The organism is Adhaeribacter sp., from assembly GCF_057359045.1.
Map to the genome: position 1 here is coordinate 31,456 of NZ_JBMQUD010000132.1, position 14,333 is coordinate 45,788.

General features: G+C 41.4%; 13 protein-coding genes. 6 read left to right on the plus strand and 7 right to left on the minus strand.

All coding sequences use genetic code 11. The features are described from left to right. Window positions 1-144 precede the first annotated feature (144 nt). Window positions 145-1,308, plus strand: coding sequence for a T9SS type A sorting domain-containing protein (locus tag ACO1R6_RS21185; RefSeq protein WP_486267111.1), 1,164 nt, complete (start codon window positions 145-147; stop codon window positions 1,306-1,308). Between the two features lie 211 nt (window positions 1,309-1,519). On the opposite strand, the gene ACO1R6_RS21190 is transcribed toward ACO1R6_RS21185, so the two are convergent. Both ACO1R6_RS21190 and ACO1R6_RS21195 read right to left on the minus strand, forming a co-directional pair. Then, window positions 1,520-3,103 carry a DUF4394 domain-containing protein gene (locus tag ACO1R6_RS21190; protein ID WP_486267112.1) on the minus strand — a complete coding sequence of 528 codons (1,584 nt, stop codon included), beginning with the start codon at window positions 3,101-3,103 and terminating at the stop codon, window positions 1,520-1,522. A gap of 277 nt (window positions 3,104-3,380) precedes the next feature. Then, window positions 3,381-4,739, minus strand: a complete 1,359-nt coding sequence (locus ACO1R6_RS21195; protein WP_486267113.1) for a rhamnogalacturonidase — start codon at window positions 4,737-4,739, stop codon at window positions 3,381-3,383. A 449-nt stretch (window positions 4,740-5,188) separates the two neighbouring features. Between ACO1R6_RS21195 and ACO1R6_RS21200 the strand changes: the two genes are divergently transcribed. Beyond that, window positions 5,189-6,133 (plus strand): manganese catalase family protein, encoded by a 945-nt coding sequence (locus ACO1R6_RS21200; RefSeq protein WP_486267114.1) that lies wholly within the window; start codon window positions 5,189-5,191, stop codon window positions 6,131-6,133. A gap of 443 nt (window positions 6,134-6,576) precedes the next feature. Here the strand turns inward: ACO1R6_RS21200 and ACO1R6_RS21205 are convergent, their stop codons facing one another. Next, window positions 6,577-7,314 carry a hypothetical protein gene (locus ACO1R6_RS21205; RefSeq protein WP_486267115.1) on the minus strand — a complete coding sequence of 246 codons (738 nt, stop codon included), beginning with the start codon at window positions 7,312-7,314 and terminating at the stop codon, window positions 6,577-6,579. A gap of 2 nt (window positions 7,315-7,316) precedes the next feature. Then, window positions 7,317-8,366, minus strand: coding sequence for a hypothetical protein (locus ACO1R6_RS21210; RefSeq protein ID WP_486267116.1), 1,050 nt, complete (start codon window positions 8,364-8,366; stop codon window positions 7,317-7,319). 337 nt (window positions 8,367-8,703) lie between these two features. On the opposite strand from ACO1R6_RS21210, the gene ACO1R6_RS21215 reads away from it, so the two are divergent. Continuing rightward, window positions 8,704-8,832 (plus strand): helix-turn-helix domain-containing protein, encoded by a 129-nt coding sequence (locus ACO1R6_RS21215; RefSeq protein ID WP_486267117.1) that lies wholly within the window; start codon window positions 8,704-8,706, stop codon window positions 8,830-8,832. Window positions 8,833-8,908: 76 nt separating this feature from the next. Here ACO1R6_RS21215 and ACO1R6_RS21220 read toward each other — a convergent pair whose 3' ends face one another. Genes ACO1R6_RS21220 through ACO1R6_RS21230 form a run of 3 tightly spaced genes read right to left on the minus strand, consistent with a single transcriptional unit; the run spans window position 8,909 to window position 12,121 of the window. Next, entirely contained in the window at window positions 8,909-10,453 is a 1,545-nt protein-coding gene (locus ACO1R6_RS21220; RefSeq protein ID WP_486267118.1) for a uracil-DNA glycosylase family protein, read from the minus strand. Window positions 10,454-10,513: 60 nt separating this feature from the next. Next, window positions 10,514-11,470: a phospholipase D family protein gene (locus tag ACO1R6_RS21225; RefSeq protein ID WP_486267119.1), complete on the minus strand. Its 957-nt coding sequence runs from the start codon at window positions 11,468-11,470 to the stop codon at window positions 10,514-10,516. A 51-nt stretch (window positions 11,471-11,521) separates the two neighbouring features. Then, the gene (locus ACO1R6_RS21230) at window positions 11,522-12,121 is read right to left on the minus strand and encodes a restriction endonuclease (protein ID WP_486267120.1); all 600 of its coding nucleotides are present in this window, start codon (window positions 12,119-12,121) and stop codon (window positions 11,522-11,524) included. A 78-nt stretch (window positions 12,122-12,199) separates the two neighbouring features. Between ACO1R6_RS21230 and ACO1R6_RS21235 the strand changes: the two genes are divergently transcribed. The 3 genes from ACO1R6_RS21235 to ACO1R6_RS21245 form a co-directional block, all read left to right on the plus strand. Continuing rightward, a complete protein-coding gene (locus ACO1R6_RS21235; RefSeq protein ID WP_486267121.1) occupies window positions 12,200-12,409 on the plus strand; it encodes a hypothetical protein in 210 nt (69 codons plus the stop codon). A 219-nt stretch (window positions 12,410-12,628) separates the two neighbouring features. Continuing rightward, window positions 12,629-13,891 (plus strand): hypothetical protein, encoded by a 1,263-nt coding sequence (locus tag ACO1R6_RS21240; RefSeq protein WP_486267122.1) that lies wholly within the window; start codon window positions 12,629-12,631, stop codon window positions 13,889-13,891. 2 nt (window positions 13,892-13,893) lie between these two features. Next, on the plus strand, window positions 13,894-14,333 hold a 440-nt coding region (locus tag ACO1R6_RS21245; protein ID WP_486267123.1), incomplete at its 3' end, for a hypothetical protein.

Sequence of the window (14,333 nt, forward strand, 5' to 3'; positions counted from 1 at the left end):
AAGCTTAATATTTTAACCTGTTTGGGGGAAGCAGGCTAAAACCAGCAAGACAGAACCACCGTTGTCAGGGCAAGTGTAGCGCGCGTTAGGCCTTAGCTAATAATTACCCGTGTTATTTATCTGGCCTTTTATACCATACCACTAATGCCTACTATGCGAATTCTTTGCCTTGCCCTGTTGCTGTTTGTAGCCACCTACACCCAAGCCCAAACTGCCGCTTCGGGCGGTACCCAGGCGGTGCACCGGCTCACCCAGCTCGTAGAAACCTTCGACAAAAACCAGTACCGCCACGCATTTACCTATGATGGACAGGGGCGGCCGGCAACCCACAAGCGCGAATACCTGAAAGATCAGAAGCTGGTATCCAGCGAAACCATGGCCTACAACTATGACAAGGCCACGGGCAAGCTGCTGTCTAAAATAAGCGCCAACAGCAAGTACCGCTGCTTTTATGACGAGAAAGGCACCCTGGTAAAAATTACGCAGGAATTGCTTGTAAAAGGCAAATGGGTATTGTGCGAAGAAACCTTACTGCAAGAAATTACCAACGCTGCCGGCAACGGAAAACAGGTGCACCTTACCATAAACAAGAGCACGCCGCTACCCAGTAACAGCGGCAAAATGAGTGCTCTGGAAGTGTATACCCAGGCCCAATACACACTGGATAAAAGCAACAACATCCAGTACGCCAGAGTACTGGCCAATAACTACAAAAAACTGGAAAATCCACAATTAATCCACTTTTTCCACGACAACAAACCCAACCCCATCCAGAATATGTTTGTAGAGCGCTGGTACCAGCTTGACTTGGAAAACGGCGGCCTCACCAACCTGGCCCGCCGCCGGGCAAACGGCCGCATTATTGAAGACCGGGTATATGACTACAATGAACAGGGCTATCCGGTAAAATGTACCATTAATGAGACCCGCACCAAAACTTACCAGTACAAAGTAGTAGAAGTGCCCGTGCAGCAACTACCCGCCGAGGCGCTGATGGCCGGAGAAAAAGACACGGAAGCCTCGCCGGAGCAGACCCAAACGGACACGGGCGAAGGCAAGACTTCTTTGCTGCTTTACCCCAATCCGGCGGTAGTAAACTTTACCGTAAAGGCTCAGCAATTGGGCACCGGCAACGCTGTACTGCGGGTATTTGACCATTATGCAATGCACCCAGTATATGAAGTAAACTACCAGGTAAACGGCCAATTAGAAGCGCTTATTACCACCAACGGCATGGCTCCCGGCCTTTATATAGTAGAACTCACCGCCCCCACTGGCACCCTGAGGCAACGACTGGTAGTGCGGTAAACCGAAAAATCAAAAGCAAAACTCATCCTTTTTTAGTTCTGAATAAATCTAAGCGGAAGCAATAAACCTGGCTGGCAATACGTAATCCGGCTGATTGCAATATTACCGGGCTAAGCCGTGGCCACGAATGTTGCGCTAAAGGTAAAAACAAAAACAACCCGCCCGACCAGGAAAACCGGGCCGGGCAGGTTAAGCAAAAGTTAAATATAATTTAAAACCCTAACCCTAAGGCAAAGCTCTGCGGAGTACCCGCTAAATCAGAAACTTTAGCGGCCCGGCCGTTGCTTAGGTTAATGGTGTAAATACTTGCCTGGCCATTTGTCTGCAGCAACGCCAAGGCATTGCTCGTGGTGCCGCCAATATCAAAACCATTGTGGGCAGCGGTGGCTAAACCCAGGCTACCCACCAGTACCTGCGTACCATTGTTGGGCGGGGTTTGCATATACAAAGCATCTGCGTTAAAATCTATGTTATAAAGGGCTGTAGTAGTTGCGCCGGCAAAATTATTGGTGTAGGCACTGGCATCTACGGCCGGGGTTCCCGGGTTTAAGGGACCATCTACGGCTGCTACCAGACCGGTAACCGGGTTTAAACGCAAATTTTGCCCAGTATTGCTTACCACCCGTATGCGATCAACGGTGGGGTTAAAGTCGAAGCCAAAGTACGCTCCGGTAAGCGCCGGGGTAAAAGGTACGCCAACGGCACTAAAAGCGCCGGTAGCCAAATTAACGGTGTAAACCTGGTTAGAACTACCCAAAGCATATAACTGGCCGGTAGCCGGACGCATATCAATGCCATAAACCTTTTCGCCGGTAGCTAAACCCGTAATGGTTTTAGAAACAACGGCACCCGCTTGGTAAGGATTAAAAATAAGCAACTTGTTACCCGCATCTACCGCGTAAGCTACCGGATTGGTGGGTATGGCCAGGCCAATTAAAGTACGGTCTGTTTTGCCTAAATTAGTGGCTTTACCGGTTTGCAAATCGATGGCGTAAAAGCGGTATTTATTTCCGTTGCTGTCTTCTTTCTGGTTTTCGGTTCCGCCGCCGCGGCCAAATAAAACGGCCAAAGCCAAAGAATTATCCGGAGCAATATCAAAACCGGCTTCGCCCACGGCCTGCACGTTTAAACGTCCCACTTCTACCAAAGTACCGGCATTAGGCGGGTTTTGCACATACAATTTGTTAGTTTCTACATCTATATCGTACAGGGTAGTAGTGGCAGCACCCGCCACACTATTGGTATACGCTACGGCGGTTATCGCCGGGTTACCCGGCTTCAGGTTACCATCTGTGGCGGCTACCATCCCGGTTTCGGGGTTCAGGCGTAAATTTTGCAATTTATCTGTTACCAGCCGGATGCGGTCTACGGTAGGGTTAAAATCGAAACCGACCTGCATGCCGTCGATGGCCGGGGTAAAAGGCTGGGTGCCAACGGCCGTAGCAGCGCCGGTATTTTGGTTTAAAATATACAGGCGGCTTCCGTTACTTACGCCGTATAATTGGCCGGTAGCCGGTCTAAAATCAATAGCTATTATTTTTTCGCCTTCGTTCAAACCCATAATCTGTACGGCACCGGCTTCTTGTACCTGGTTACCGGTTGTATATTTTACCAGTTGGTTGTTATCGGTTAAGGCGTAAAAAACAGTAACCGTACGGCTAACTTTAGCTTCCTGGGTTTGGGCACCACCCACTTGCGCTATTGGGTTTAATTCTTCTTTAGCACAAGATGTTAAAAGAACCGCCGCCGAGTACAGACAAAGTACTCCCCGGAAAAAAAGACCATTTTTTTTCATAGCATTATTTTAAATAAAATTTAGAATATACCCGGACATACGACAGAGCAGAAAAGACCGGATTTAGGGCTACAAAAATAATTTTGCTTTTTTTCAGGATTGTTTCTAACGCTTTGCCGGTTAGATCTAGTACTTGTATTACAACTGTTCTGCGCTTGCGGAGCTGAAGCCTTAGGTGGTATATGGCGCGGGCACGCTTGGGCCTTCTTTTTTCCGGCTTCAGGTTGCGCCGGCGGGAGATTATTTTGGCCGGCGCATCTTTAAGGAGCAATATTTTTTAGAAAAGTTTCTGCTTGTTAACGGTTACATTCTTCCCTTTAAAATTTTCGATAACAGACGTATTTATTTCCAGATGGTTCTTGGCGGTTACCTGGATATTTTCAAACCTAAAGTCCGATAATTGATAGCCAAAGCCTTGCGCCGGTCTGGTTTCTTTGGCGGCACCCACATTAAAAAAATTAGTACAATCCAGTTTTATGTTGCGCATGGTTATGTGGCGGCTCGTAGACGTGCCCGATACCTGTTCACCTTTCAGGTCGAAGAACTGGGTCCAGGGTTGTATAAATATAAAGTTACCAATGTTCTGGCCTTCGATGTCTTCTACCAGCACGTATTCGTAATTCTGGGGGGTATCAGGGCGCATTTTTAGCCAAAGCAACCGTTCGGCATGGTTTACCTTAATCCGGCGCAAAATAATATTGCGGTCGTGCACCGATTCGCTGCCTAAGGTTAAAGCGCCGTGGCAGAACCCATAAGTGCAATCTTCAATAATAATGTTATAGTTGCCGCCATTATTCGGGTCCTTGTCGGCCCTGGGGCCCTTGCCACCCTTGAGCGCTACCGCATCATCATTCACCGACATATAGCAGTTTTTGATGAGCACGTTTTTACAGGCGTCAATGTCCACAGCATCGGTACTCGGCGCTTTTACCGGTTCTTTGGGCGAGTAAATGTACAGGTCGAGCAGCTTTACGTTTTCGCTTTTATACAAGTGCGTCGTCCAGAAAGGGGAGTTTATTAATTTTACGCCCGATAGCTGCACGTTTTTGCAGTTGGAGATGTACACCAGCCGCGGCCGCATTTCATCCATGTTGGTGGTTTGGGGATTGAATTGCCGCCGGAGCCAGAACGAACGCCAGTAACGCAGCCCGTTGCCGTCTATCGTTCCTTTACCCGAGATGGTAAATCCGTCCAGACCGTCGGCATTCACCAGCGCCGCAAAATATTTCAGGGTTTGCCCTTCCATCCGGGTCGTAACCAGCGGGAAATTACTAATGTCGTCGCTGCCTTTTAGCTTGCCGCCGGCTTCCAGGTGCAGGTGGGTGTTCTTTTTAAAGAAAAGCGAACCACTCAGGAAAACGCCTTGGGGAATAATTACCACGCCGCCCCCGTCCGCCGCGGCTTTGTCTATAACCGCCTGGATAAGTTGGGTCTGAAGTCGGGTACTGTCGTGGGCAACGTTATAGTCGGTAATGCGGTACTGCTTGCCCAACTTATTTATATCCGTCCGTTGGTTTTGCCGGAACCAGTCCGGTATAGGCGTGCCATCCGGCCACACTTCTTTGGCAAAAGCGGTAAGATGCAGCGTTAGGAAAAGCACGAATAGCAAAGCGAACCTGAATGTTGGTGTATTCATTAAATTTCTATTCTCCTGGGTTTAAAATTAATTTAGCAGCGTTTGGGCCATTCCGCTACTATTCATGATAAAACAAATCTACAAAATCCGATAATACCGCTATAGACTTTTCTGGTAGTACGGCGCAGGTACAAAAGGCACCCGAAAATAACGCTGCCGGGGAAAAAGGAAGCGGGCCTAAAACCATTTCCAGCAATAGCAATTCCACTTCCCGCGCAAGTAGCCGGTTAGGCAGCATTAAATTGCTCGCAAAGGCCCCAGGGAACCCTGGCACCATCAGGGGCCGGCAACCTAAATACTATCTGGCGTAGACTAACCTTGTAAATAAAAAATTTATGATACTATAAAACCCTTATTTACAGCGCTTCCGGGCCAAGTTAAGTATTAAACCGAACAAACCTAAGTACTTATCGTTTTCTTAGTTTACAGACTTTAAAAACAAGAAAGATATGTTTCATCACGTAAAAGAGTTACAGTTTAATGCCCGGGTTTCTAAACCCGATCCCCGGTTTGCTGCTTTATTGTTAGAGCAGTTTGGGGGCGAAAACGGCGAACTGGCCGCCGCCATGCAATATTTCACCCAGGCATTTGCGGCTAAACAACCTTATCCGGATAAATATGATATGTTAATGGATATCGCCACCGAAGAATTCAGTCACCTGGAAATTGTGGGCGCTACCATTCAGATGTTGCTAAAAGGTGTAAATGGCGAGTTGAAGGATGCCGCGGATCAATCGGAAATAATGGCGGTAATGAATGGGAAAGCGGCCAAAGAAACCGTAATCCACCAGGCATTATCTAACCCGCAATTTGGGGTATTAAGCGCCGGTGGCCCCCGTTTAACCAACAGCCAGGGTATTCCGTGGTGTTCGTCGTACACCCATTCTAACGGCGACCTAACGGTAGATTTGCGGTCTAATATTGCTTCCGAATCGCGGGCCAAGCTGGTTTATGAATACCTGATGCAGTTTACCGATGACCCTTACGTAAAAGAAACGCTTTCTTTTTTAATGACCCGGGAAGTAGCCCATTACGAAATGTTTGAAGCGGCGCTGGCCTCTATTAAACCCAACTATCCGCCGGGGGTATTACAAGCCGACCCGCGCTTTACAAACCAATATTTTAATTTATCGCAGGGAGAAAGCGCCCGCGGACCATGGAACGAAGGCGAAATGCCAATAACCGGCAAAAGCTGGGATTATGTAGCCGATCCGATTGCCCACGTAAAAGAAACCGCCGGCTTGCAAGACCGGGAAAAAGGCATTGAAAAAGAAATGAAGGCCACCGAAAAAATGAACAAAGAATTAAGTAAACTTAAAAGTGCCGAAATAACCAGTGCCGAACCCGAAGGTGTGGCGCAATGGAGCAATTACAACGGTAAAAAAGATAAATAACCGGCGCTGGCATTTAATAACTACGGCTATAAAAATCTGAAAATCTGGCTAAATAGGTAAAACCTATTGGAAAAACCGGTAAAACAAGGACTACATTTCAGATAAAATAGTATCTGATTTTGCTGCCAGCCGATAGCATTGAAATAAAAGGGCATCTGGATTCAGATGCCCTTTTGCTTTAGTTTTAACCAAGCGCTTTTCCGGAGTCCTTGCCTTAATTAGCGCGCGTTTAGCAAAGTGTAATGCGCGCTAATTAAGAGTTGTTCTGCCGTAGCCTTTTATACATGGCAAAAGTTTTATCATTGGGCTAAGAATATTTTCCGGATAACTTTGGCATGCTTTACACATCGTTAAATGCGTACTATGTGGGAACATGCTCGCACAAGCTAAGGGTTAACTACCTTTAATTCTATTTGCTTTCACCATTAAATAATTATTATCATCTATTTTTCAGGTTCAACTACCTCAAAGGAACCATTGGCTATAATAATATCTCCAGATTCATTTGAAGTAGTTGCTTTGTACGAAATTAGTCCCGTATAGCCCTTCAAAGAGCCAGGAGTGAAAAATACAGAGGCTTGACCATTCGCATCGGTTCTTGTTAAACCTCGAAAACTTCTAGAGTTATCTGAATTTATACTATCTGCAACAATAAATTTGACGACAGTTCCTTCAGAAGGTAGTCCCTTATGAGCACCAAGATTGGCGAACAACTGAATTTCATCTTTGAATGTACTTGCAACAGCAAATTTATTTTTATTAGTTCTTATTGTAGAAGGATAAGAATTTAAAAACACGGCTGATGTAAACTTTTTATAAACATCTGGTACCTCAATAGTAATGTTATGTCTTCCTTGCTTAGTTGTTGTTCTAAGGTTTGCAAAAATGAATCGGTCATCACCTTGGGCAAATACTTCTGAACTTGAATATTCTGCCTTACCATTTTCATAAAACACCCCCTCTTTTGTTATAAAATTTACCTTAACTAGACTCCTATCTGAATTCTTTGGAAAGTATACTTTAATTTTAATTGTGTCTACTCCATTGGCAAGGGCTCCATTAGACGGTGTAATCTCTACTTTGGGCAATAGATTCTTATCTAATTGCTCCATATCCTTTTTATAATCATAACAAGAGTATAAAGAAAAACACAATCCTATTATAAGTGATAGTTTTTTCATAACTATTTAAAACCTAAAGTAGTGACTATTCCACCAAGAATATCTTTTAATTTTATATCTATAGTTAAGGCAATATAAGAAGTAATTGCTAAAGATTTTCTATCTGCCATAAGCTTATTCGGACTGATCTCACTAAATAATAACCCTCCATATGAAATCCTTATGGCATTGAATGGCTGATATCCAATACCAATCATTATATTACTACTGCCTATTAGATCACCTCTTAAATTTTCTTCAGCTATACTATTAATTGTTAGTCCAGCAAAATAAGAAAATCGCTGTAGAGAAAAATAGCTATAGTTATAGAAGGGTATATCAGGATCAATACTCCTAGGATGAATATAGAATCCTAACATTAAACTTGGTTCAAAAGAATAGTTTTTACCATTCTTAAAAATTGGAGTTGCGACACCTAGCTGCGGAATTATTTGTTGTTTTAATCGTTTTTCCAAGGTAGGGGGAATAGTAGTAAATGAATATATTTCATTAATGGTATCAGCCCATAAAAGTTCCAAATCATACCCTTGATCTGGCCTCAAATTTGGAATTTCTATGTAAACAAATTCTGAACTGCTATTATCTTCATAAACTTTGCCATTAGTAGAAGGATAAACACTTTTATCAATAATGATTTCTTGATTATTTTTATTTGATTTTAAAATAATGGAAGAAATTTGGGAAGGCACGTTAATTGTTCTTTCTTTATTTAATGGACTTTTAAACTCCCTAGATATAGATTTTTTAATTTCTAAATTCGGATTAGGTTTTATAATTTCTGTAGAATCAGTTTTTTTAACCCTAGTTGCTAATATTTCAGCGTTGTTTCCTCTTAATGGGCGTTTGAGTTTAATAAAGAATGATCGATCAAATGGTACAGTCTCTTTAGCTAATTTTAAAATAGGGTCTGTTTCAATAATCTTTAACTCCAATATTTCTCTACCTTTTCGAACAACACCTTTAGAATAAACTTTATTTTTTTGCGCACAACTTGTGAAGACAATAATTAAATTAAGAAATATTAACAAAAAACTCTTTAGTAAAAACTGCATACTTCTAATTATTTAGGAATATATTATTTATAAGTGGAGTTACTAATTTTCGGAAATTTCTTAAGTAATTAAATAAAGGGCAATACTGAATTTTCAGTATTTTTCATTGAAAGATTAATCTACTATCTATCTTGCACGCGTTTAACAGAACGGTAAGTCTGTCAAGCAAAAGTTGAAGTACTCTGTTGTAGATTTAGTGTTGATGCAGGCTAAAAGCACTTATAAAATGCTATATTCGCTGGCACCTATTCAACTAGTGTGAGATGCGCTAATAAATACGGACAGTTGATTTGCTTAACTTAGCAAACCGGAATGAAAGAAAAAAGATTAAAGAGTAGTGTCGCAAGTACGTTCTGACTTCAAGCAGCAGGCGCTGCAGATGATTGCCAACGGGCGCTCGGTAAGAGAAATAGCCAAATCATTAGGCATCAGCGAGAGCCTAATCTATCGCTGGCGGAGCCGCTAGAAAAGCAAATGGACAGAAGTGAAAGAAAATGCGGACACTACAACAGACCAGCCTTTAGTCATAGTTCTTATCTTTTTTATTTAATTTTGACTGTCTTACCAATAGCAAATAACAGCTTATCCAGGTGGTAAGTATAACCTTCTTCTTTCCTTAAACTCTCCTGCAAGCCTTCGCCCGTTTGTAACCAACTCTTATAAGCTTTAATTATCTTGTTTTCTTTTTTTGTGATAACAGAACGCTTTCTGAGCCTTTTTATCTCTGATAAGTCATTTGTCTGAGAAATACCAAAGGCGCGCAATACATGCTGGTCTATAATAGGTTCACCAGGAGTTTTAGAAAGATAGCGGCCAAACTGGTAAAACACAATGCCCTCTTCCCAGTTATGGGTATCAGTTTCTTTGCAATCTAGAACTCCTGCCACAATGTGTTTAACCTTCTGTAAATCGCCGTTCTTCCAGGCAATAGCATATAACAACTTGGCAATTGGGTCTAAGTCAGTAGCCGGCAGGTCAGCTGAAAAGGTGTTATTTTCTTGTATTAACCCTTTCCCTTTTAAATCCTGAATTTCCTCAACTGTAAGGCTATATTTTAATTCCGGGTAGCTCTCGGTACTTAACTTATTTTGGGGTAATATTTTTAAGTAGTCTGGTATCAATTCAACTTCTGCAATGCTGGTGGCTTCGCGCAACCTCTGAAAGGCACCATCCACCCAACTTTTAATATCCGTATCAGATTTGATAGTTGTTTCCTGCGGCATAAGAAGCATAGTATTATCTTGGCTGATAATTTCGTTTAAAAGCTTTTTAGCACTTAGCGGCCGTTCAGGATGCTGCTTGCATTTCCACAATTTATTTTTCATGTCACCTTTTAAATGTGGTATGGAAATAATTTTGTAACCTTCTAACGCCCCAACTTTTATAGTATATTTACAATTGTCGATTGGGTATACATGGGTATATTTTACCCCAAGCTCATATTGAAAAAATTCGCGGGAAGCATTGCCATGTAGAATTACCACCTTTGGATTGACTGCTTTTATTTCTTCCAGCAGAAACCGTTTAGCCACCGCCGTCCTGAATTTATACCACTCGCCTGGTTGGATTGATAGCTTTTCACAAATAGTATTTACCTGTCCGCAGCCTTTTGGTACTACATGGCAGAGGTCGGTGATATAACACTTATTTAAAAACTCGGTGATACTATCAGGGGTAGGATTATCAACAAATATATTCGTTAGGTAATGCCATATATCGTTTTTATTTGCGTAATGCTCATTAGCCGATTCATGTAAAGTTTTACCTTTAAGGTTGCCAAAATCGTAAACTAACTGGTAGTTATTATGGATATGCGGTTCTGCACCAATAATAAAAAATTCTTTATTGTCGTAGTTGCCTACCCAGCTGGAAAAATCAAAGCCCCATTCTACGGGCTGGTTCCAGAAATTATCTGGTACTAAATTATCTCCATTTAAATCTTTGAAGCTTTTTATAGTCTGAATTACATTTTTCTGTTCTTCAACTCCATCTTTATTCCAATTCTCTTTTATTACTTCATTTTGTTCAGTTAACAATTGGTTTGTAACAAATTGACCATATTTCTGCTCTAGTAAGGTTTTAATCATGATGAAGTGTTTTTACGGTGGATAATTAGAAGAATTTAAAAGCAGGAGCAATGCAAATTTTTAGAACTGGTAAACTTGCTGAGATTTACGCCAGTTTTTATATAAAATTGGACGTTTTATAGTGGTTTCTCCATTAGAAAGTTCACCAGAATAATGGCAATATTTTTCAGGGAAATTCTCATTTTCAAATTGGCTCCAACTTTTATAAGCCTGGTAACATAGAGGTTTCTCCGGATTAAATGGAATGATAACTCCAGTTCTTATACAATAGCCCATACCAGGCGGAGCTGCCGGCAATTTTGGTTCGTTTTGGGTGGGCTGGGCTGGTTTTTCTATAATCTCTTGAGTTTGATATGCCGGTTTTATTATTTCTTCTCTGGTAGGTCTTTCTGAATAACTTTCAGCATAATCAAGCTCCTTATTTATATCAGAAAGTTTTACTAAACTCTTCTGAATGCTTTTACCACTATAGAAATCTTCAGTTCTATCTATAATTATTTTAGAACTCATATAGTTTTTACTAAACAATTTCTTTTGGAACACTGGTCTTTTTACAAAAACAAGTTGGTTGGCATCGGCAATATTCATACAAGCTTGCCAGGCATCTTCATCTGTTCTTTTAAAGAAGTTACCTGAAAACTTATTTTCATACAGCACTCCAAATTCAATGTTATTAATAAACGAATAATCGTAAAGGTTAATAGATGTTAAAATGCCCTGGTATTCATTTGCATAATATTTAGCATGCAGGTTGGGAACGTAAACAATACTTACATTTAAAAATTGCTTAAAATATTCTAAGTCTTCTTTATTAAAGCTTTTGTTAATCTGACCTTCATTTTTACCAAAAACAATCGTAATCTGAATTTTTGGATTAGTAAGGTGCTTATTGAAAAGCTTTTTAAAATAAGCGTCTAATTTAATGTATGGCGAAACGATTAAAAGCTCGCTCTCTGCTTCCCAAATAATATTATAAATGGTTTCTCCTAGTTCTTTCCCCGTAATAAATTTCGACATACCTGTAAATATTCAATTTTTTATATATTTCACTAAAGTAAAAAATAAATATTAAACCGGCCAGTAAATTTTCTTTAATGGTATTAGCGCCCGGGTATCGGAGTCGAAGTTGTCGTAGTGCTGGATGATGAGTTGCACGAGCATGGCCAGGTCGATGAGGGTGAGGGGGATGTTGGCGCGCTCGGCTTCGTAGCGGGCTTCTTTGGAGAAGCCGCCCGTAGATACGTACAAGCCTTTGTCCCCGGAGCGGAGGCCGCCCAGGAAACTGCGGACTTCCGGCGAGCCCATGCTGGCAGTGCGGTGCTTTACTTCTACTACTATTTTAGGGTCCTGCAAACCCAGGCCGTCCGGGGAGGCAATAATGTCTTTGCCGCGGTCGGCGCCTTTGGGACTGATGAGGGTTTTGTAGCCCATGCCTCTTAATATGCCGGCCACTAATTCCTGCATTTGCTCCCAGTTTAGGGCTAACACTTTATCTTCTATAAACCCGTAGGCCTTGGCTTCAATGTCTTCTTTTATTTCTTCCAGGGTTTCGGCGGTGCTCTCGGCGGTAGCGGGCTCGGGGCTTAGGGGCTGCGGGTTAGGAGCGGTGGTGGTGCCGGGGTTCAGCAGTTCTTCGGCCAGGAAATCGGGGAGCTTAAACAAGGTCATGATGGCGCCCAGGCTGTTTTTGGCGGCCGTAGATAAATTATCGCGCGGAATGCCGGTTTGCCAGGTTACCTGGCGGGTGTGGTAAAACTCGGTTTTGGTCTGGGAATATTCGTAATCCGAAAGTATTTCGCCGAGGTGGTAGGTGCGGGTAGCAGGGTTATAGGTTACTACTTTCTGGCCCGGGGCAAACTCGAAGCGGAAGCGGTAAATCTGGCCGGCAACATTATTTATTTTGCCGGTTGTATAATCCGGGTAAGCGGCTTGCAGTTTGGCTTTCAGGCTTTCTAAATCTTTTACCTAGCTTAAATCGCCTACCTGATTCCAGCCGATGGCTACTACATTTTTCGTTAGAAAATCATCCACCAGGTAAGCATCTTCTCCGGCTCGGACCATCCACATGGATTGTTTGCTGGGCATTTTATTTTATTGTCTAATAAAAGTATATTTGAGTGCTTTAATTAGCACTTTCTAATTAGAACCCAATATATGTAAATATCACTGGTAATTATGGATAAAAAAACTAAAGGTTCATGGCTGATTCACCATACAAATAAACTACAAGCTGTTACAAATCAAAATGGCTATGATAGTACTTTTGTTGCTGGCAAAGCAGGAATTCTTCTTTCAGCTATTTCTGCAAATCAAGACATAACTATTAAAAATGACCGATTAGCAGTTTTAGCCCAAGCAGCCAATATTAATATTACATTTGAACTCCCAAAGCTTGTTGATATCCTTCAAAAGCAAGAACTTATTGATAAGAGTTCGAGTGGAATTGCGGTTCTTGGTGTTACTACTAGCAGTGCTTTACAACACACTTCTGATATATTTGACACATTTGGTCCAAAACCTAATGAAATAGCAGTAATTAGTTTGGCTGAACGTGCATCAATTTCACCAATTTTAGTAAGTGATATATCCGAAGAGCTAGCCGATACATATAAAATTCCCGCACAAGAAATTAATCAGATATTTCAAGATGCTGAAACCATTGGTTTTGTAGATTCTGAAAACATTTCAACTAAAGATAAATTACTCTTTAATGGCAATCTTTTCAGAAGAGAAACAACATTAAAAATAAAAACTGTCCTTGATTCACTTAAACCTGAAGAGCAGTTGAAACTTAATGAGTTAACAGAAATACTAAAAAAATGCGCATGTTTAAGTGTTGAACAGTCACAAGCTTTATTAGGGGACAGTTTATTTCAAAAAGTAGCTGCTATTGGTTTATTTGATATAAGTGTAGTAAGTAATCCAACAGAAAATGTTGGATTTTTAACTCTTCCATCGGCATTTTCTAAATTTAGCGATTCTATGGTCGATGATGCATTTGACCTTGCAAAGGCTTTTGTTAGTTCAATCACATATGGAATGACAAAAAGTTCATATGCGAGAGGGCAAATAACTATGGTAGATGCGTTATTATCCGCATTAGTTAGAGGTGAATGGGTTGGTCCAGTCCGAGCAATTGCAGAAGATTATAAAATATTGGAGTTAAAAGGTGTTGTTCAAGTTGCGGATGGGATAAAAAATGGACGTTCTGGCCCAATGTTAAAACTTCTAAAAAAAGAAGTTGGTGAACTTGCTCTCCAAGCTATTCGACAAGGTGATGTAAGCGAACACTCATTAACTGCATTACCAACTGCAGCTGTTACTAAATTTAGTGGCCCAGAGCACAATCGGGAAAAAATTCGGAGAAAGCAAACTAGCATGAGTCCTAAAGCTACTAATGATATGTTATCAATTCTTCGAACAGGAGGTAAATTATAATTATGAGTAAAGTAGGAGAACCTTTACCAAAAGGATATAAAATGGAAGAATTATTAAGAAATTACTTCCTTAAATCAGGGTATTATGTTGTTCGTGGCGTACCATTTGTTTATGAAGGTTTTGACGTTACTGATATTGACCTTTGGCTTTATAGTAGGACATCGTCTGTCTCTCGTGAAATAACTATAGTAGATTCCAAAAACAAAAGAACCCCCCAAGCTATTGAGAGAATTTTCTGGGTCCAGGGATTGCGTATTGCCACCAAAGCTACTAACGCAATAGTTGCAACCACAGACAGGAGACAAGAGGTTAAAGACTTTGGTAGGGAATTAGGAATAGTAGTGTTGGATGGTCATTTTCTGCACAAATTATCTTCTGCATCGGACGAAGGAATGAAAGAACGAATTTCTGACGAAGATTTTTATTCAAAAATTAGTGAATA

What these genes read in the sequence shown, in the direction of transcription:
- ACO1R6_RS21185 (WP_486267111.1), top strand. Translation starts at nt 145, where the DNA reads ATGCCTACTATGCGAATTCTTTGCCTTGCCCTGTTGCTGTTTGTAGCC.
- ACO1R6_RS21190 (WP_486267112.1), bottom strand. Translation starts at nt 3,103, where the DNA reads ATGAAAAAAAATGGTCTTTTTTTCCGGGGAGTACTTTGTCTGTACTCG.
- ACO1R6_RS21195 (WP_486267113.1), bottom strand. Translation starts at nt 4,739, where the DNA reads ATGAATACACCAACATTCAGGTTCGCTTTGCTATTCGTGCTTTTCCTA.
- ACO1R6_RS21200 (WP_486267114.1), top strand. Translation starts at nt 5,189, where the DNA reads ATGTTTCATCACGTAAAAGAGTTACAGTTTAATGCCCGGGTTTCTAAA.
- ACO1R6_RS21205 (WP_486267115.1), bottom strand. Translation starts at nt 7,314, where the DNA reads ATGAAAAAACTATCACTTATAATAGGATTGTGTTTTTCTTTATACTCT.
- ACO1R6_RS21210 (WP_486267116.1), bottom strand. Translation starts at nt 8,366, where the DNA reads ATGCAGTTTTTACTAAAGAGTTTTTTGTTAATATTTCTTAATTTAATT.
- ACO1R6_RS21220 (WP_486267118.1), bottom strand. Translation starts at nt 10,453, where the DNA reads ATGATTAAAACCTTACTAGAGCAGAAATATGGTCAATTTGTTACAAAC.
- ACO1R6_RS21225 (WP_486267119.1), bottom strand. Translation starts at nt 11,470, where the DNA reads ATGTCGAAATTTATTACGGGGAAAGAACTAGGAGAAACCATTTATAAT.
- ACO1R6_RS21230 (WP_486267120.1), bottom strand. Translation starts at nt 12,121, where the DNA reads ATGACCTTGTTTAAGCTCCCCGATTTCCTGGCCGAAGAACTGCTGAAC.
- ACO1R6_RS21240 (WP_486267122.1), top strand. Translation starts at nt 12,629, where the DNA reads ATGGATAAAAAAACTAAAGGTTCATGGCTGATTCACCATACAAATAAA.